The organism is Anabaena subtropica FACHB-260 (genome assembly GCF_014697105.1).
GTDB lineage: Bacteria > Cyanobacteriota > Cyanobacteriia > Cyanobacteriales > Nostocaceae > Trichormus > Trichormus subtropicus.
The window spans coordinates 28,858-47,533 of sequence record NZ_JACJRF010000042.1 but is presented as its reverse complement, the minus strand read 5'-3'; the positions used below and the strand labels follow the sequence as shown (position 1 = coordinate 47,533).

19 protein-coding genes and 1 pseudogene are annotated in these 18,676 nt (G+C 41.5%); 10 read left to right on the top strand and 10 right to left on the bottom strand.

Annotation, left to right across the window (positions count from 1 at the left end; genetic code table 11):
• Positions 1–107 precede the first annotated feature (107 nt).
• Positions 108–524, bottom strand: a pseudogene (locus H6G18_RS19665) (aminotransferase class I/II-fold pyridoxal phosphate-dependent enzyme); the annotation flags it as partial.
• Positions 525–1,427: 903 nt separating this feature from the next.
• Here H6G18_RS19665 and H6G18_RS19660 point away from each other — a divergent pair.
• Together H6G18_RS19660 and H6G18_RS19655 are read left to right on the top strand one after the other, a co-directional pair.
• Positions 1,428–2,981 (top strand): GAF domain-containing sensor histidine kinase, encoded by a 1,554-nt coding sequence (locus tag H6G18_RS19660; protein WP_190408785.1) that lies wholly within the window; start codon positions 1,428–1,430, stop codon positions 2,979–2,981.
• Between the two features lie 194 nt (positions 2,982–3,175).
• A complete protein-coding gene (locus tag H6G18_RS19655; RefSeq protein WP_190408784.1) occupies positions 3,176–4,603 on the top strand; it encodes an IctB family putative bicarbonate transporter in 1,428 nt (475 codons plus the stop codon).
• A gap of 192 nt (positions 4,604–4,795) precedes the next feature.
• Here the strand turns inward: H6G18_RS19655 and H6G18_RS19650 are convergent, their stop codons facing one another.
• Positions 4,796–5,083 carry a WGxxGxxG family protein gene (locus H6G18_RS19650; protein WP_190408783.1) on the bottom strand — a complete coding sequence of 96 codons (288 nt, stop codon included), beginning with the start codon at positions 5,081–5,083 and terminating at the stop codon, positions 4,796–4,798.
• On the opposite strand from H6G18_RS19650, the gene H6G18_RS19645 reads away from it, so the two are divergent.
• Positions 5,082–5,291 (top strand): hypothetical protein, encoded by a 210-nt coding sequence (locus tag H6G18_RS19645; protein WP_190408782.1) that lies wholly within the window; start codon positions 5,082–5,084, stop codon positions 5,289–5,291. The two genes, H6G18_RS19650 and H6G18_RS19645, sit on opposite strands and share 2 nt — an antisense overlap.
• 17 nt (positions 5,292–5,308) lie before the next feature.
• On the opposite strand, the gene smpB is transcribed toward H6G18_RS19645, so the two are convergent.
• The gene (smpB, locus tag H6G18_RS19640) at positions 5,309–5,776 is read right to left on the bottom strand and encodes an SsrA-binding protein SmpB (RefSeq protein ID WP_190408781.1); all 468 of its coding nucleotides are present in this window, start codon (positions 5,774–5,776) and stop codon (positions 5,309–5,311) included.
• 550 nt (positions 5,777–6,326) lie between these two features.
• On the opposite strand from smpB, the gene H6G18_RS19635 reads away from it, so the two are divergent.
• Complete coding sequence (locus H6G18_RS19635) at positions 6,327–7,010, top strand: response regulator transcription factor (protein WP_190408780.1); 684 nt, start codon at positions 6,327–6,329, stop codon at positions 7,008–7,010.
• Positions 7,011–7,019: 9 nt separating this feature from the next.
• Here the strand turns inward: H6G18_RS19635 and H6G18_RS19630 are convergent, their stop codons facing one another.
• From H6G18_RS19630 to murC, 4 genes are all read right to left on the bottom strand, one after another.
• On the bottom strand, positions 7,020–7,505 hold the full coding sequence (locus tag H6G18_RS19630; protein ID WP_190408779.1) for a low molecular weight protein-tyrosine-phosphatase: 486 nt from the start codon (positions 7,503–7,505) through the stop codon (positions 7,020–7,022).
• Between the two features lie 169 nt (positions 7,506–7,674).
• Complete coding sequence (locus H6G18_RS19625) at positions 7,675–8,022, bottom strand: YbaB/EbfC family nucleoid-associated protein (protein ID WP_190408778.1); 348 nt, start codon at positions 8,020–8,022, stop codon at positions 7,675–7,677.
• 213 nt (positions 8,023–8,235) lie between these two features.
• Positions 8,236–9,234, bottom strand: coding sequence for a UDP-N-acetylmuramate dehydrogenase (gene murB / locus H6G18_RS19620; RefSeq protein WP_190408777.1), 999 nt, complete (start codon positions 9,232–9,234; stop codon positions 8,236–8,238).
• 121 nt (positions 9,235–9,355) lie between these two features.
• Entirely contained in the window at positions 9,356–10,840 is a 1,485-nt protein-coding gene (murC, locus tag H6G18_RS19615) for a UDP-N-acetylmuramate--L-alanine ligase (RefSeq protein ID WP_190408776.1), read from the bottom strand.
• A gap of 403 nt (positions 10,841–11,243) precedes the next feature.
• Here murC and nadD point away from each other — a divergent pair, with 403 nt between their 5' ends.
• On the top strand, positions 11,244–11,870 hold the full coding sequence (gene nadD, locus H6G18_RS19610) for a nicotinate (nicotinamide) nucleotide adenylyltransferase (RefSeq protein WP_190408775.1): 627 nt from the start codon (positions 11,244–11,246) through the stop codon (positions 11,868–11,870).
• Positions 11,871–11,986: 116 nt separating this feature from the next.
• Positions 11,987–13,000 carry a type I glyceraldehyde-3-phosphate dehydrogenase gene (locus H6G18_RS19605; protein ID WP_190408774.1) on the top strand — a complete coding sequence of 338 codons (1,014 nt, stop codon included), beginning with the start codon at positions 11,987–11,989 and terminating at the stop codon, positions 12,998–13,000.
• A 41-nt stretch (positions 13,001–13,041) separates the two neighbouring features.
• Here H6G18_RS19605 and thiL read toward each other — a convergent pair whose 3' ends face one another.
• A complete protein-coding gene (thiL, locus tag H6G18_RS19600; RefSeq protein ID WP_190408773.1) occupies positions 13,042–14,046 on the bottom strand; it encodes a thiamine-phosphate kinase in 1,005 nt (334 codons plus the stop codon).
• Positions 14,047–14,145: 99 nt separating this feature from the next.
• Here thiL and H6G18_RS19595 point away from each other — a divergent pair, with 99 nt between their 5' ends.
• Entirely contained in the window at positions 14,146–14,718 is a 573-nt protein-coding gene (locus H6G18_RS19595) for a Uma2 family endonuclease (RefSeq protein ID WP_190408772.1), read from the top strand.
• A gap of 90 nt (positions 14,719–14,808) precedes the next feature.
• On the opposite strand, the gene H6G18_RS19590 is transcribed toward H6G18_RS19595, so the two are convergent.
• A complete protein-coding gene (locus tag H6G18_RS19590; RefSeq protein ID WP_190408771.1) occupies positions 14,809–15,915 on the bottom strand; it encodes a peptidylprolyl isomerase in 1,107 nt (368 codons plus the stop codon).
• A 205-nt stretch (positions 15,916–16,120) separates the two neighbouring features.
• Between H6G18_RS19590 and efp the strand changes: the two genes are divergently transcribed.
• From efp to H6G18_RS19575, 3 genes are all read left to right on the top strand, one after another.
• Positions 16,121–16,678 (top strand): elongation factor P, encoded by a 558-nt coding sequence (gene efp, locus H6G18_RS19585; RefSeq protein WP_190408770.1) that lies wholly within the window; start codon positions 16,121–16,123, stop codon positions 16,676–16,678.
• Between the two features lie 192 nt (positions 16,679–16,870).
• On the top strand, positions 16,871–17,419 hold the full coding sequence (gene accB, locus H6G18_RS19580; protein ID WP_190408769.1) for an acetyl-CoA carboxylase biotin carboxyl carrier protein: 549 nt from the start codon (positions 16,871–16,873) through the stop codon (positions 17,417–17,419).
• Between the two features lie 75 nt (positions 17,420–17,494).
• Entirely contained in the window at positions 17,495–17,839 is a 345-nt protein-coding gene (locus H6G18_RS19575; RefSeq protein WP_190408768.1) for an ArsR/SmtB family transcription factor, read from the top strand.
• A gap of 65 nt (positions 17,840–17,904) precedes the next feature.
• Here H6G18_RS19575 and H6G18_RS19570 read toward each other — a convergent pair whose 3' ends face one another.
• The gene (locus tag H6G18_RS19570) at positions 17,905–18,519 is read right to left on the bottom strand and encodes a GerMN domain-containing protein (RefSeq protein WP_190408767.1); all 615 of its coding nucleotides are present in this window, start codon (positions 18,517–18,519) and stop codon (positions 17,905–17,907) included.
• Between the last annotated feature and the right edge of the window lie 157 nt (positions 18,520–18,676).

Below are 18,676 nucleotides of genomic sequence, written 5' to 3'. Positions count from 1 at the left end.
AATGAATTTATAATCACTGTTAAACTAAAATATTTTAATCCTTCGCCCAAAATCTAACATATTTTGGGCTATTTTTATTGGCTTTTTCTTAACATTCAACACTTCTGCATTTGTCCATACAGATGTACAGGGATAATCGCTTTAGTCTTGGCTGTGATTGCTTTGGCTGCTGCTTCTAGGTCAATTAAAGCTGTTTGTGGATCACAATCTACCAAGATTGGTTTAGCACCAACTTGCAAAACTCCAATCAGTGTGGCAACAAAAGTATTAGCGGGTAAAATTACCTCATCACCAGGCCCTATATTACAAGCTTGTAAACCCAAGGCGATCGCATCAGTACCCGAAGCTACACCCACGCCATACTCCACTCCTGATGCGGCGGCAAACGCTACTTCAAACTCTGAAAGTGCCTTTCCTAAAATGAAATCTCCATGTTGCAATACCTTCTGAATCGCCTGTTGTATCTGACTTTCGATTGGCTGATGTTGTAACTTCAAATCTACAAAAGGAATTTTTATAGTCATTTTAGTCATTGCCAGTTAACCTCAAAAATAAATACCAGTAATTTATCTAGTTCTAATATGATTTATTTATGACATGACAGTAAACTTTGAAAAAATTATAATCCGCAAAAAATCGTAAATATTTGATGAACTTTGTACTCAAATGAATTTAGAGACTTCCAAATTAAAAAATATCCACTATGTAGGTAAGGTACGTCAGTGAAATAAAACCCGGCAATAACAAGAAATTATTTCTACTGATGCAACCTAAGAACAGCCAATTTGAGGTCATTTATTTTATATGTTCCTTTATCAGTAAGTATGATAAGTAAACAGCGCTGTCTTTTGAGAATAGATATGCTTCACCAAAGTCTAAAATTAGCGCTGGCTCTGAATCCCCTACGAATTGATTCTGATTCTTAAATTTTTTTTCAATACATTTTGCTCAACTGAAGTAATTTGGCAAAATTATTTACTAATACTAATTAGTCAAGTACATTTCGTTGAAATCAGGAGCTAGAGGTTATGGTATATCTCATATAATTGAGAACGGCTATGTAAAGAAATACCACAGTCTGCTACTGAGTGAAATATGTAATTTACAATCCGAGTTTATTATTTTGGCTGCTGTAGTTAAAAATATTGGGCAAATAGTATTTTTTTATACTTGATTTTAATGTGGACTAACACTGTTCTGTATTTAAAGCACAAACAGTATTTAAGGCATTATACTGTCGTGCAATATTTACTATGAGGACATAATACACAACCATTTACACTATTTTTGTCAGGGGTAGAAAATTTTTGTTCCCAAATTGTTTATCAGCAGTTAAATTGGGGAATGCTTAAAAATAGGACATAATAACCCAGCGTTAGCGGTTATATAAATTACATTATCGAGCATTTATTAAGGTAGCGGTGGCAATGGTAGAGCCGGAAAACAAATTATTTGACCTCAAGGATGGTTGGATTTCTCCAGACACAAGAGAACAACAACGCCTCAAAGGATTATCAGAATTAGGTTTGCGACAACCAGAAACGATACCAGTTTTTGAAGAAGCCACTCAAACTGCTGCTCATTTTTTGGAAGCACCAATTTCCATTTTGGGTTTTATAGATCAAGAACGTCATTGGTTTAAATCGGCAGTAGGCTTATCTAGGCTAGGACTGATGAATCATCTAGCCCAAAACCGTCAGTTGTTACGCCAGGAATCGTTCTGCACTCAAGTAGTAGAGAGTCATCAAGTACTGATTATAAATGATACTCAGAAAATCTCAGAACCTAAACTTGTAACAGGTAAGTTAATAAAAGACTATGGCATTCGTGCTTATCTAGGCGCGCCCTTAATTGATGCTGCTGGAAATTGCCTTGGTGCATTAGCGGTTATGGATTTGGTACCACGCAATTTTACAACCAGAGATATTGAGTTTTTGCAAATCATTGCTCGTTGGAGCATGAGTGAATTTGAGCGCAATTGCCTACTGATGCAAGGAAAATCAGAGCCAAGTAGCTTCAAAAATGCTCCCACTTTCATACTTCATGACGAAGTCAGTGAGATTAAAGTCACTCCACCTAGTGTAGAAAAAGACTCTCATTCAAAAAGACAAGTAAAGATAGAACTTTTGGCGCAACTCACTCAAGAATTACGTACACCCTTAACATCCGTATTAGGGATGGCAAGTGTTTTAGGACGTGAGATTTATGGACCATTGACAACCAAGCAGAGAGAATATCTAGATATCATCCAACACAGTGGCCGGTATTTACTTTCGTTGGTAAATGAAATTACCGAACTAGGAGCAATAGATGAAAATCCCAGTGTACTCAATCTTGCTCCTGTAGATATTGAAATGCTGTGTCAACAAGCTATTAATACTTTAGAAGAAGCAGCTAACCGTCGTGAACAAGACATTCGTTTGTCTATAGAACCAGGACGTAGCCGTATTTGGCCTTTAGACAAAGACAAAGTTCGGCAAATGCTGTATCACTTGATTTTCAGTGTGATTCAATTTTCTGCTACTGGCAGTATTGTGCGTATTCATGTCTCATATAAAGAAAATACGCTCAATATTACTGTTTGGGTTTCTCACCCTTGGTTAGGCGACGGTATTACTGATGTTGATCCCTACTTCCGTCTCAATTCATTATCTCTCATGGATTTGACAAGCGAAGCTGCTATTTACAGTATGCCTCCTGAACCTCAAGAAGAAGTAGGAAGTTTACCAGTTACACTGGAGAAGTTACAAACTTTGGCTGATTCTTATTCTGATCTCTTGGCTATTAATCCTGATGGCGATTTAACTAAAAGTAAAGGTAATTTATCTCGTGAAAGCTTGGGTTTATTGTTAAGTTGTCAATTGGCAGAATTGCATGGTGGACAAATTTCTATTCAAGGTTCACCAGAATCAGGACATCGTTATCTAGTAACCTTACCATTACAATTGGCTACAACTTCAGAAGCCAGCGACATTGCCTAAAAATTTTTATTTCACAGTATGCTTAATGACTCAATGCTTGGCTTCAATTAGCATTGTGGGTAATTACCACTATTTTTAAGGACAAAATTAGCAATTACTAATTTGCCATCTGTGTTATTAGCTTTTTATAATGAGCCGCATTAAGATTAAGTCCAAGTTCAGTAAGAGCTTGCTAATCAATTGCAGCTTATTTTATGAATTTAGTCTGGCAACGATTCACTTTATCCTCTTTACCTCTTAAACAGTTTCTGGCTACCAGTTACCTACACCGTTCCTTGGTCGGACTGTTGTCTTCTTGGCGGCAAACTAGTTTCTTGCTTCAGTGGGGAGACATTATAGCTGCTGCATTACTCAGCTTGGTATATGTTTTGGCTCCTTTTGTATCTAGCACCCTTGTCGGGGTGCTGCTGATAGCTTGTGTGGGATTTTGGTTGTTGTTAACCTTATCTGATGAAAAATCATCAAGCACTAATTCTCTAGTCACGCCCATACACCTGCTGGTGTTGCTCTATTGGGGAATTGCTGTAGTAGCAACGGCATTATCGCCAGTCAAAAAAGCAGCCTTAACTGACTTGCTAACTTTGACGCTGTATTTGCTGCTATTTGCCCTTTGTGCAAGGGTGCTGAGGTCGCATCGTTTGCGCTCTTGGATTATTAGCCTCTATTTATACGCATCACTTGTTGTCAGTATATATGGAATGCGGCAATGGCGTTTTGGTGCGCCACCACTGGCTACCTGGGTCGATCCTGAGTCCGCACTTTCTAAAACAACAAGGGTTTACAGTTATTTAGGCAATCCCAACTTATTGGCTGGTTATCTTGTGCCTGCGGTAATTTTTAGCCTTATGGCAATTTTTGTTTGGCAAGGCTGGATGAAAAAATCTCTAGCATTAACAATGCTATGTGTCAATACTGCTTGCCTAATCTTTACTTATAGTCGTGGAGGCTGGATTGGTCTTGTAGTAGCAGTCTTGGCAGCGATCGCATTACTAGTTTATTGGTGGAGTGTGCAAATGCCAGCTTTTTGGCGAACTTGGTCGTTACCCATACTTTTGGGAAGTTTGATTGGGGTATTGGTGATAGCAGTAATATTTGTTGAGCCAGTACGCTTACGGGTTTTAAGTATTTTTGCTGATCGTCAAGATAGTAGCAATAATTTTCGCCGCAATGTGTGGGATGCTGTCTTTGAGATGATCCGCGATTACCCAATTATCGGCATTGGCCCTGGTCACAATTCTTTTAATAAAGTCTACCCCCTTTACCAGCGTCCTCGTTATACTGCTTTGAGTGCTTATTCAATTTTCCTTGAAGTAGCTGTAGAAATGGGTTTTGTTGGCTTAACCTGTTTTTTGTGGTTAATTATTGTGACTATTAATACAGCATCTGTGCAATTACGCCGTTTACGCCAATCTGGCGATTTGGAAGGATTGTGGTTAATTGGAGCATTAGCCACGTTGCTGGGAATGCTGGCTCACGGTACGGTCGATACTATCTGGTTTCGCCCTGAAGTTAATACTCTTTGGTGGCTAATGGTGGCTTTAATTGCTAGCTATTGGAAACCTTTAGTAATAGACCACAATCCAGAGGTCAACTTACCCAACCCCGACCCGACCAGCAATTAAATGTTACTTAGATAATGAGGCACGGCGCGATAGACTACGCCCCACTTTAGGCGATCGCTAGTCAGAGGAAAATCCCTAAGATGAAAATTGCAGGTGAACAGAATAAAATTTTCTTCAACTTCAACTTAGTTATCTACCGCCGTGCCTAATATATAAGGCAAATTTGACAAATTGTTTGGTAATTTTAACTATCTATTCCCGATAGCTACTAGCACCAGGCGCACTAGGATCGCGATAACGGGTTGGTTCATCATCACGTTTTTTACCAGCCAACCCAGCTAAACCTAGTAGACCGATTAAGCCAAGCCAACCCCAATCAAAACCATCACGAGCTGCTGTGCGATCATAAGTTCTGGTTGTAGTGCCATCAGTTCTAGGGACAGTATCTACCTGAGCGTTTGCTGGTAAACTAAAAGGCAAAGTTGCCATACTCAAAGTGAGAACAGCAGCGCCAACAGTTGCAGTGAAGTCACGTTTCATGGTGAGAGTTCCTTGTCGCTTCCAAAGTTACTCACCACTGTATCTAGTCTTGAACCTAGCAGAATCAATCTGCGGCTATAAACTCTGTATTTTTTTAACTCACCTGAAGATATACAATAACTCTGCTGGTTGCGATGGCGTTCCGCACACCGTAGGCGATGAGCTACGCCCCACCGTCGGTGATCGCTGTCTAACTCTAATGAAGTAATCAAGAAATAGAAACAACTAATAATTTTTCATTGCTCTTTGAATATCTCGTTGGTCTTGGCGGCGTTTGAGGCTTTCTCGCTTATCGTGGAGCTTTTTACCTTTGCCAAGGGCGATACTGATTTTTACCCAGCCGCGTTTGAGGTACATTTTCAATGGTATTAACGTCAAACCTTGCTGTTCTACTTTACCAATCAGCTTACGAAGTTCTTGGCGATGTAATAGCAATTTTCGCGTCCGGCGCGGTTCGTGATTAAAATACTGTCCACTGGCGTTATAAGGGGAGATATGCACGTTAATTAGCCATGCTTCTCCATCTCGAAGCAACGCATAACCATCTTGGAGATTCACCTTCCCCGCGCGGATTGACTTGACCTCTGTTCCAGTCAACTGAATGCCGGCTTCATAGGTTTCTAAAATTTCGTACAAGTAACGGGCTTGTCGGTTGTCGCTAATAACTTTGTAACTTTCGCTCTTATCGCTCATTGAGAATTAGGCCGCTTTTAAACTTACTGCAAAAATAGTTTAGATGGATGAGCTAGTACATAAAGTTGTAAGGCAAAACAGCTTCTAGCAAAGCTTGTTAACCTTTTTCTGATGGATAGTTATTTTTCTCTAGCTTACTAGTAAATCCAGCAGGGTATATTAAACTACTATAATAAATGTTGAACTAAGTCTGAGTAGTATCTAAAATAATTTAGTTTTTCTCCGTTTCAATGGAAAATTTTCCCCTAAATATAGATGCTGAAGGAATTAGTATTTCTTTATACTGTAGTAGTGAATTAATTTTTATCCATAGTTTTCAGTTAAGAATTACAAAATTGTCTGTACTTTTATTTCGTTAGGGATTATGGCGGTTTTAGAGTTTTTTAACTAACTAATGATTTAAGATTTTCTTTATAAATTACTTTTGCAGCAGTCATTAGCTGCTAATCCTGTCATAGTATGAAACATGAGAACACTATTTCATCGGTGTTCATAGATGGAGCTTGTAGAAATAATCTCAGTAAAAAATAATGCTAGGGGTGTACTGTCCATGCCCTTGACGATCCTTGTAGTGGATGACGATCTGGGCACTCGTCTGTCTATTAGTGATTATCTGGAACTGTCTGGCTACTCAGTGATTACGGCTAATGACGGTCAAGATGCTTTGACGATGGTAGAAGCATACCATCCTGATTTGCTCGTGACTGATATTGTGATGCCAAGAATGAATGGTTATGAGTTGGTGCGTCGGGTACGTCAACAACCCCCGTTCCGTTTATTGCCTGTAATTTTATTAACAGCGCGTACCAAGACTCAGGAAAGAATACTCGGTTATCAGTCGGGATGTGATTTATACCTACCTAAACCTTTTGAACTAGAAGAGCTAGCAGCAGCAATTCGTAATCTCTTGGAGCGATCGCAAATCATTCAATCTGAATACAGATTTTCTCACAAAGATACTTCAGGCAATACAATCCCCACAAAAATTGTGGAGAATCATCACTCGGTATTCACTCATGTAGAAAAATCCCAATTACTCTCGTCTTTAACTGCGAGGGAACAAGAAGTTTTAGAAATGCTGACTCACGGTCTGTCTAATATTGAGATGGGACATCAATTGCACTTGAGTTCCAGAACTGTGGAAAAATACGTTAGTAGTTTATTAAGAAAAACCGCTACCAGCAATCGGGCGGAACTAGTACGTTTTGCTATTACACATGGTCTGGTGGAATAGGTGTTGCATTTATGCTTCTAATTGCTGGTTGGTGATATGTTGCAGCAAACCTTCACAAGCATCCACTAGCAAATCAATGACCTGATTAAATCCTTCCGTCCCACCGTAGTAGGGATCTGGAACTTCCTTAAGGTTGTGACGAGAGCAAAATTTACACATCAAATGTACTTTGTTGTGATATTTTCCAGTTGGGTCAAGTGCAGTAATGTTGTCATAGTTGTCTCGATCCATCGCTAGAATTAAATCAAATTCTTGAAAATCTGATGTTACAAATTGCCTAGCCTGTCCACGTAGTTTAATTCCTAACTTCGTCAGAGCCGCAGCACTCATCCTTCGGTCTGGCGGACTACCGATGTGATAGCTAGAAGTACCTGCGGAGTCACAAAAAATACTATCGCTGAAATTCGCCTGGTCAATGAGATGGTTCATAATATTTTCTGCCGATGGTGAGCGACAGATATTACCCAGGCACACAAATAGTAGTTTGTAAGACATAAATACTAATTCGTAATGCTTAATTAAGACAAAGTAGTTTGATTAAGTTTTATTTCAAGAATGTAATACAAAAATTCCTCTTAAAAAAGGTCAAAAGTCAGTAGCCGAAAGTCTATAGCATACAAAGTTTTTGACTAATGACTGATGACTAATGACTGATGACTAATGACTAAAATCCAGGTAATTCTAACCCACTTGTCAAGTCTTCCATGCGTTCCCGCATTGTGGCTGTAGATTTGTTGTAAGCATCTTTCATTGCAGCTGTTACCAAGTCGGAAAGTAAGTCTGCCCCTTGTGCTAAAGCATCTGGAGAAATTTCTACACGCTTTGGTTCTTGGTTACCACTGACAATTACTTTGACTAATCCACCACCTGCTTCTCCCAAAATTTCCATTTGCTCCAATTCTTCTTGGAGTCGCTTTGCACCCTCTTGAACTTGCTGCGCTTTCTTGAAAGCTTCGGCTAGTTCTTTCATTTTTCCCAAGCCAAAGCCAAATCCTTGTCCTTTTCCTGTCATAATTGGTAGTTCGCGTGTGCGTTGAATAACAAATCAAATTCAATTATAGATGCGGTGGGCAATTTGCCTCTTTTTTTACCAAAACTTTAGGGATGAGAAACTAGGGACTAGGCGCTAGGGGTTAGAAATTATTTAGATATTCATGATTGATTTGTTTTAGAACTAATCAATTTCTCACTAGCTTCTAGTCTCTAATTTCTAGCCTGTAGCCTCTCAACAAGCCGCCTGAAATTCGCCGAGCATTTTGACTTCTGGCTCTAACAAGATTGACCAGCGTTCTTGTACTTCCTGCTGGATATGACGAATTAGGCAGAAGATATCGTTGGCTTTGGCTCCTCCGCAATTAACTATAAAATTGGCGTGGAGATGGGCTACTTGTGCGCCACCTATTTGGTAGCCTTTCAGCCCTGATTGTTCAATTAACCAGCCAGCCGCGTAAGGTTTGGGGTTGCGGAAGACGCTACCGCAACTGGGGAAGTTGTAAGGTTGGGTAGTTAACCGCAATTTCTTGTGTTGTTTGGTTGTAGCTGTGACATAGGCGGGATCAAAACCTGGTTGCAGTTGGAAAGTGGCTTGGGTGACTACACGATCGCTCCCTTGCAGTAATGAAGTACGATACGTATAACCTAATTCTTCTGGTGTGAGTGTCTCAATTGTGCCATCCGGGGACAGTACTTGAGCGCTAATCAATATATCTGCGATACAGCTATTATGCGCTCCGGCATTCATTACCACAGCACCGCCAACGGTGCCAGGTATACCCACAGCCCACTCAAATCCTTGCCATCCCAATTTTGCTAGTTCCCATGCCAAGCTAGGAATTGATTCTCCAGCAGCTACGGTTACTTGACCGGTTTGTAGGTCACAATGGCTGTAGCGCAGATGACGGGTGGCGACTACTAAACCTGATATTCCGCGATCGCTTACTAACAGATTAGAACCTGCACCGAGAGTTGTTACTCTTAAATTATGTTCTTTTGCATATTTGAGACTGGCTTGCAATGCTTCTATATTGCGAGGAGCAACGTATAATTCAGCTGCTCCCCCAACTCTGTAGGAAGTATATGCAGATAACAAAGCCTGGGATTTGATCTCGCAATTAGTACCGGGTAAGTAAATGATTTTACTTTCTCTTGAGTGATTGGTATCCTGTGTCTCTATATTGGAAGCAGGAACTGTGCAGGCGTTTCCAACAGCCTGGGAAATTTTCATCTTTACATCAATTAATTGTGAAATTTTTACATTTATCTGCCGTAAAATTACAGCAATACCGATAAAACTGTTGCTAAACAGACTTTTTGCTCAGATACAAACCTTCAAGCAGTGAGTATCTTCACAATGTGGCTGTAGCAGGTGCGCACAGTGTGGTAATAATTTCCGGAATTGCCTGATTTAAATTTCCTGCACCCAGAAATAGAGCTAAGTCACCAGGGCGGAGAGTTTTGAGTAAGTACTCACACACTGTAGATAAAGTTGGTTGATAAACTACCTGTTGGTGTTCTTGAGCAATTTTCTCTGCCAAGTGTTCACCACTGATTAGCCCTAAATTGGGTTCGCCTGCACTATAAATATCAGTCAGGACAACCAAATCAGCATGGCTGAAGGACTGAGAAAATTCTTCTAAAAAGGTCAGGGTGCGACTATAGCGATGGGGTTGGAAGATAGCAACCACTCTTTGTCCTGGTCTGGCTTGGAGGCGAGCGGCGGCTAGGGTAGCTCGAATTTCACTAGGGTGATGAGCATAATCATCAATGAAGGTAATACCATCGACTTCGCCACGAAATTCAAAGCGTCGTCTTGCACCTTCAAAACTAGCGATGCCTTTGGCAATTTCCCCAAACTCTAAACCCAAGCGCCGACCAACTGCTACTGCTGCGAGGGCATTACTCAGGTTATGACGACTCAGTAATTTTAATTTCAACACGCCCAGAGCTTTGCCTTTTTCCCAGACTAAAGCAGTGGTACCATCGGCGCGGTAGTCAATATTAGTAACGGTGTAGTCAGCTTCGGTATCTTGATGGAGGCTATAAGTAATTGTTGGTTGCAGGCGATCGCCAGAGGCGGTGCGTAGTAACTCGCGTACTGTTGCACAATCAATACTACCAATTAGGGTTTTACAACCCTTGGCAAATGTTTGAAAGATGTCGACTACTTCTTCTAAGGTGTCGTAGTGGTCAGGATGATCTAATTCAATATTAGTGATAATACCAATTTCAGGAGCGTGTTTCACTAAGGAGCCATCTGATTCGTCTGCCTCAGCTACTAAATAGGGACTTTGCCCTAATCTGGCATTGCCTTCCCAAGCGTTTACTTCTCCACCGACAATGATTGTCGGATCTAAACCTGCGGCTAGTAACATATAGCCAATCATGCTACTAGTTGTGGTTTTACCGTGAGTTCCCGCTACAGCAATGCTATGGTAATCGGTAATTAAAGCAGCTAGTACATCTGAACGATGTAAAATCGGACAGCCTAATTCTAGTGCTGCTTTATATTCTAAATTGTTGGAGTTAATTGCTGTTGAACAAATTACTTGGGGCAATGTTAAATTGCCCATTGGAAACATTTCTTGTTTATTTAATTCTATTTCATTAGCTTCTACTTTAGGATGAAAGAATTCAAGATTACTTGCTTCTTGTCTACTAAAAATATGCGCTCCGATAGATTCCAACTTACGCGTAATATGATTAGGTCGTAGGTCGGAACCTGATACTGGCAATTGGCGTTTTGCGAGAACGTATGCCAGAGCAGACATTCCTATACCGCCGATTCCAATAAAATGAAATGGTCTACCGCCAAAATCTACACTATTACTCATTGATTACTCCTCTTAACACCACGCCACACCATAAATCACAAATAACACGCGTATCATAACAGGATTTGGATTTTTACTGTAACTACTCCTATATCTTTTTCAAGGATGATTTTCTAGAAAATTTCTACTGAGGTTTTGATTATTGAGAATGATTTTACCTTGGTTAGAGGTTTTTGCTATTTCTATACTGTTTTTATGATTATTCAGGAAATTTTCGTCACATCGGGAAAGAAATTCTTGTAATAGAAAATACATAATATTCCATTCCTTACTGGTGTTGACTATATAACTATATTCGTAGCGAAACCGCTTTTAATATTTCATCAAGCCAAAGCATGAATTGATTACAATAATACGTCAGCGATGAAAATGATTTTCAATTGCACAAAGCCAAGGCATCACCATGCAACATCTGGCAATTTTTGGCGGCACATTCGATCCCATTCATTGGGGACACTTACTCATAGCCGAGGCAGCTTTGCAGCAAGTATCAGTAGAAAAGGTAATTTGGGTGCCGTCACTAAATCCTCCTCATAAAAAAGCAGCAGCTTTTAGACATCGCCTAGCAATGCTGCAATTAGCTACACAAGATAACCCAAGGTTTACTGTCTCCTTAGTGGAGAATAATCGCTCAGGAGTTTCTTATGCGATCGACACCTTGCTAGACTTATGTGCTTGTTTCCCAAATACTCACTGGTACTGGATAGTAGGCTTAGACACTTTCCAAAGCTTACCTCGTTGGTACCGTGGACACGAAATAGCACAAATGTGTGATTGGTTAATAGCACCCCGATTACTAGGTGGTGAGAATATAGCTCAAAGTGAGTTGATCTGCAAGCAAGTGAAGCAACAACTAGGGGAGCAGTCGCACACTATTAACTGGCACTTCTTGGATATACCCTTAGTAGGAGTTTCGTCAAGCCTAATTCGCAAACTTTATCGAACAGGAAAGTCAATTCGTTATTTAGTTCCGGAAGATGTGATATCCTACATCGCTGCTCACAACCTCTACTCAGACGATTCTGAATAAAATATGTGTTTTTTTTTCGATCTAACACTTTATGGTTATAAATACCCTCCCCCTTTGCGATATGATTGGGGTCAAAGATATAAACTTATAGGCATATATACAGAGGGCAAGACACTGTGATTAGAGTCGCAATCAACGGTTTCGGGCGTATTGGGCGTAACTTTGCACGTTGCTGGCTGGGACGGCAAAATAGCAATATAGAGCTTGTAGCTGTTAATGACACATCAGATCCGAGAACTAATGCTCACCTCCTAAAGTACGATTCGATGCTTGGGAAGTTAAAGGATGTTGACATTACGGCTGATGATAACTCTATCACCGTTAACGGTAAGACCATTAAATGCGTATCTGACCGTAATCCAGAAAACTTGCCCTGGAAAGAGTGGGAAATAGACCTGATTATCGAAGCAACAGGCGTGTTTACCAGCAAAGAAGGTGCTTTGAAGCACGTTAATGCTGGAGCTAAGAAGGTTCTGATCACTGCCCCTGGTAAAAATGAGGACGGTACTTTCGTGATAGGTGTCAATCATCACGAATATGATCACAACGTACACCACATTATTAGTAATGCCAGCTGTACAACCAACTGTCTAGCTCCCATTGCTAAGGTGTTGAACGAAAAATTCGGGATCATCAAAGGCACAATGACAACCACCCACAGCTACACAGGTGATCAGCGTTTATTAGACGCTTCTCACCGCGATGTACGCCGGGCAAGGGCAGCGGCCATTAACATTGTTCCCACTTCTACCGGCGCGGCAAAAGCAGTGGCGTTAGTCATCCCAGAACTCAAAGGCAAGCTTAATGGTGTTGCCTTACGCGTACCTACCCCAAACGTCTCAATGGTAGATTTCGTAGTTCAGGTTGAGAAGCGTACTATTACTGAAGAAGTCAACCAAGCTCTTAAAGACGCGTCTGAAGGTTCACTCAAAGGTATTTTGGACTACAGTGAACTGCAATTGGTGTCGTCGGATTATCAAGGAACTGATGCTTCTTCCATCATTGACGCAAGCTTGACTCTAGTTATGGGCAATGACCTAGTAAAAGTCATGGCTTGGTATGACAACGAGTGGGGTTACAGCCAACGCGTTCTCGATTTAGCAGAGTTAGTGGCTGAAAAATGGGTTTAATTTAGTCAATAGTCAATAGTTACAAGCTTTCTGAATATGGACTATTGACTAAAATGCTGAAATCCCTGACTAAGAGTGAGTACTTGGTCAGGGATTTTTACGTTTTGATGGAGCAATGATACGTTTGAATCTGATGTGATGCTTCCGATAATGACTGCACCTTGATCTAAGCTTTGTACTAGAGTGTTTGCTAAATCTGGTGGCAAACATAGCACTAATTCAAAGTCTTCGCCACCATATAAAGCATATTTCAATGCTTGTTCTTCTGTTAGCCAATGGTCGAATGCTTTTGGTCGAGGAATTTGGGCGCTTTCTAGAACTGCACCAACACCACTGGCGCGGCAGATTTGTAATACAGCATCTGCTAAACCGTCACTGCTATCCATGCCGGATACAGGGATGGGGAGTTGGGATGCGAAAATTTTCCAGAGATGAGGGAGGACATCTAATCGTGGCTGGGGACGCTGGTGTGCTTTGATTAAAGCATTCTTTTCTTCAGTGGTTAGGTCTTTGCCTATTTTGGGGTCTAAGAGCAATTGTAAGCCTGCGTGGGAGGCTCCATGAACACCTGTGACAACGATCGCATCCCCGACTTGAGCAGTAGAACGGCGGATGATGCGATTGGGGTAAACTTGACCGAAAGCGGTAATGGACAAACTAGTGATAGGCGATCGCACTATATCTCCACCTACGATCGGGGTATGGTATTGTTGCAGGCATTCTGTCATCCCCTGATATAGGCTTTCCACCCAACTGACGCTCAAATCACCAGGAAGTCCTAATCCCACAGTAATTCCTAAGGGAGTAGCACCCATAGCCGCTAAATCTGACAAATTTGCAGCCGTAGCACGCCAACCAGCGTCTTCAGGGGAAGTGGTGATATCACTAAAATGCACCCCATCAACAAGCATATCTGTAGTAACTACCAAACATTGCGTTGGTTCTGTCACCAATACCGCCGCATCATCACCAATAATTTCTGGTGGACAGAAACGCTGTAATCTTTCCAAAAGTCCTTGTTCGCCAATATCTTTGATATTAGTCATTAGTCAGTTGTCATTACTCATTACTTATTACTCATTAGTTTTCCCCTGCTCCCCACTCCCTCAAGTTACGATAATGGTATCGTCTAGGGGTCTGTTGGGATGGTAGCTACACCAGTGACAAATCTTACTTTTGAAGAGTATTTAACTTATGATGATGGCAGTGGTTTTAGCTATGAACTGGTGGATGGCAGGCTGGAATTAATGAACCCCCCAACGATTGAACATTTCTTGATTGCTAAATTCCTGGAGCAATTACTGGATACTGAAATTAAGCGGTTGAGTTTATCTTGGCTAACCTTTCGGGAAACTGGGGTAAGGACGGGGCGAAATAAATCTAGGCTAACTGATTTGTCAGTGGTGACGCAGGAACAAGCAAGAGAATTGCTCAACGTGTCAGCAGTGTTTGAGTCACCACCATTATTGATTGTAGAGGTAGTCAGTCCAGATTCGGTAAAACGAGACTATCGCTACAAGCGGTCTGAATATGCGGCGGTTGAAGTGTTGGAATATTGGATTGTAGACCCGTTAGAGAAAAAAATCTCTGTGTTGCTGCTGGAAGAAGGATTTTACGAGGAGACGGTGTTTACTGGCGACCAGAAAGTTGTATCGCGGACTTTTGGAGAAATAACCATTTCTGTTGAGCAGGTGTTGGCTGCGGGAAGTCTTGTTTAGTAAGAGGAACAAAAATTTTAGTTTGTGTTTGTAGTAAGCCCTTTAGTTTGGTGAATTAAGTACTAAAGTACTTACTACGAACTTGATAGATTAGGCTGGCTGGGGTTGGACTAAATTTTCTAGTCCCTGAACTACCGTGGCTGATTCGACTTTGTCGCCGGCTTTTAGTTTATCTAAAATCTCTCTGCCTTCGATGAGATAGCCAAAAACTGAATAACGACCATCTAGGAGGTTACGTCCGGCGGGGGTGAGTTCTGGTTCAAACAGGAAGAAGAAGACTTGAGAGGAACCGCCATCGACTTCGGTTTCAGGACGAGCCATTGCTAATGCGCCAAAGGAAGAGAAAGGTAGTACTGGCATATCCAGGTAACGACCAGCATCTTCTAAAGTAATCCCGTAGGTTGGTTTTTTATCACCTTCTGCGAGAATTTCTAAAGGAATAGCTCGATATTTCCCTGTTTTGGGATCAATGAAACCCTGTTCCTTTCCTGGTGGGTCTCCTGTTTGTAGGACGTAAGATTCTTCAGAACGAGTAAATTCTAAGCCATTATAAAATCCTCGTTGCACCAAATCTACAAAGTTTCCAGCAGTGACGGGGGCGCTATACCCGTCTACAACAACAGCCAAGTCACCTTTGTTGGTTTTAATGGCTATGGTGGCACGTCCTTTAAGTTGAGGAAGGTTATTGTACTCTTCGGGAACTTCAAAAGGAAATCCTGTCACCATTGACTCTTCTAAGAGGGAGACTAAATTGAGCAATTTAGCTCTCTCTAAGAGGACTTGTTCTTTATCTTTGGACTGTGCAAGTTCTTGAACTTTACCCACACCAGATTTTAATTCGTTAATCCAAGCTTCGGCTTGAGTTTGGCGTTCTTCCGGAACGCTTGTTAGGATTTGTGAAGGTTTATCAAGAATGCGGGATGCTTTGCTCAGGTCTTTGGAGACAGCACTCCATCGGCGATTTGCACGCAGTTGGGCAGAAATATCTTCTAGACTGGCTTGCAGCTCGCGTACTGGCTTATTATTTATCGGGAGTGCGTACCGCAATAAAGCTCTACCGTCAGTAATTGCATTTCCAGAGGGCAAAGCGGCGTTACTGGAGGGTGTCCAGCCAGCTGTATTTATGCCTAAAAATATTGTTACTAACAGTATTGCCATGAGGCTGTTTTTCAGCCAGGATTTTAATAAATTCAACATGGAATAGCTCAATGCAGCATCAAATTGTTGACTAGGCGTAACCCATCAATCATCTTCCCACAGTACGAGTCATGAGTAGTCAAGGGATGAGGTACTAGAGATTGAAGACCACTGACGAATGACAAATGACAACTGACTAATTACCTAATTACGACCCTTGAAGGGTACAATAAATGCCGATTGTCTTCCAAAAGTTGAAAGCTTCATGATTTCTAGTAACGATTTTCGACCCGGTGTATCCATTGTCTTAGATGGGTCTGTATGGCGAGTGATAGATTTCCTTCACGTTAAGCCTGGCAAGGGTTCTGCCTTTGTTCGGACAACTCTCAAAAACGTTCAAAGCGGTAAAGTTTTAGAAAGAACTTTCCGGGCTGGGGAAAGTGTACCACAAGCTACTCTGGAAAAAATTACGATGCAGCATACCTATAAAGAGGGCGATGAATTCGTCTTTATGGATATGGAAACCTACGAAGAGGGACGACTCAGTGCTGTACAAATTGGCGATCGCGTCAAGTACCTGAAGGAAGGTATGGAAGTCAACGTTATTCGTTGGGGTGAGCAAGTGCTGGAAGTAGAACTGCCTAACTCTGTAGTCTTGGAAGTGACACAAACTGATCCAGGTGTTAAAGGTGACACTGCTACAGGTGGCACTAAACCGGCAACTGTAGAAACTGGTGCAACTGTGATGGTTCCTTTGTTTATTTCTCAAGGTGAACGCATCAAAATTGATACCCGTGATGACAAATACATAGGCAGGGAATAGGTTTTCTCTCATTCGAGAACAAATCCCGATTTCAATCCCTATTTAGGGATTAAATCCCTGCCACACTTAGACCAATTCAAAATTCAAAAACCTAGATTCCATGAGGATTTCTGAGTTTGCACTTGTGGCTTAATTTTGGAAAATTGGTATTAATTATTCTTAATTTACGGACTGGTCGAGGTAATAAAAACTGTGCCATTGGACTTTAACGAAATCCGTCAACTGCTGACAACTATCGCACAAACAGATATTGCAGAAGTAACACTCAAAAGTGATGACTTTGAATTAACAGTACGTAAATCGGTGAGTGTTAGCAATCAAATTGTGCCGATCGCTCCAGCACCCTTGAGTGGTGTGGTTGGTTCGGGATTGCCATCGGCTGTACCGATTGTCACCCAGGTTACTCCCAATTTATCTCCGGAAGCTGGGACAAACCGTATTTCAGATAGTACGGCGACTAGTTCTGGCTCACAACCAGGAGGAAAAATAATTGACCAGAAATTAGCAGAAGTACCTTCCCCGATGGTGGGAACATTCTACCGCGCTCCTGCACCAGGTGAAGCGCCATTTGTGGAAGTAGGCGATCGCATCCGTCAAGGCCAAACCGTCTGCATCATCGAAGCGATGAAGCTGATGAATGAAATTGAGGCTGATATTTCTGGACAAGTGATCGAAATTCTCGTCCAAAACGGAGAACCTGTGGAATATAATCAACCTTTGATGAGAATTAAACCAGATTAAGTATTAATGTATATAAGTGAGTCATTACTCTCAATGAGTCATTGGTAAAAATGTCAGTCCTGCGGGTCAATCCTGATGAAACAAGCGTTGCCTGTATCTCAAGAAGTGGTGCAACAAGTAGCCGAATACTTCAGCCTGTTAAGTGAGCCGATGCGTCTGCGGCTATTGCACTTACTAAGGGATGAAGAAAAGTGCGTACAGGAATTAGTAGAAGCGACCCAGACTTCGCAGGCAAATGTTTCTAAACACCTTAAAGTAATGTGGCAAGCCGGAATCCTTAGCCGTCGCAGTGAAGGGACTAGCGCTTACTATCGGGTGGAAGATGAGATGATTTTTGAGTTATGTAATCGGGTTTGCGATCGCCTTGCTACAAGGTTAGAACAGCAAGCCCGTAATTTTAGGGTGCTAAATAAAAATTAGTCATGAGTCATGAGTCATGAGTCCACAACTGTTGACCTTTGACTCTTTGACTGTTGACTTTTGTACTAAAGCGGAAAATCTTTCTTAAAGCTTTCACGAGTTAGGGGTTGATCTAACACCACACCTTCACCGCCTAGAACATCCAATTGTTTTCCATTTACCTCAATGTACACTTTGGCATTGGGGTTTAAACTTGTAGCAGTATAAACAACTTGACCTACTCGACCCATCATTGAAGTGCTACCACCACCACTGGTAAAACTTTCAGACAAATTAACGTGTACTTCATCATTATTTTCTATTTTTAGCCCTAATAGCTTAGTTCCTTGGGGAATGGTGGTGGAATCTGTTCCTTCTGTTGGCCCTGCTAGTAAATTTTGAAAAGCTTTTTCTAAAACTTGGTTTGGCTGTACAGCCGCTACTCTCACTTGTTGGGGGACTAAATCAACATTATTGCCTTTTGGTTGGAGCCAATAAACACTAGCCGTTTGCTCGTTACCTGGCTGTTTGGTTGTTGGCTGTCCTGGTTGCTGGACGCTTTGAGAAGGGTTTGATGGTGTGGGAGTATTCTGGGATTGGGAAGTTATCCAAGCCACACCACCACCGACTGCTACAACTGCTGCTGAGACTGCTGCAATTACACCCGAAGATATACGGTTAGATCCTTGTTGGTTATTCATATTTAAAACCTTCCTGACTGGGGGCTGAAACAGGACTTACACATAGAGATAATTTATTTGAGGTCAGAGTGTGAGGGTGTAAGGATTTGGAAACCTACACCTCCATATCCCTATACCCTTTGCCCAAACCATGAGTTTGACTTCTCATTGGTAATTC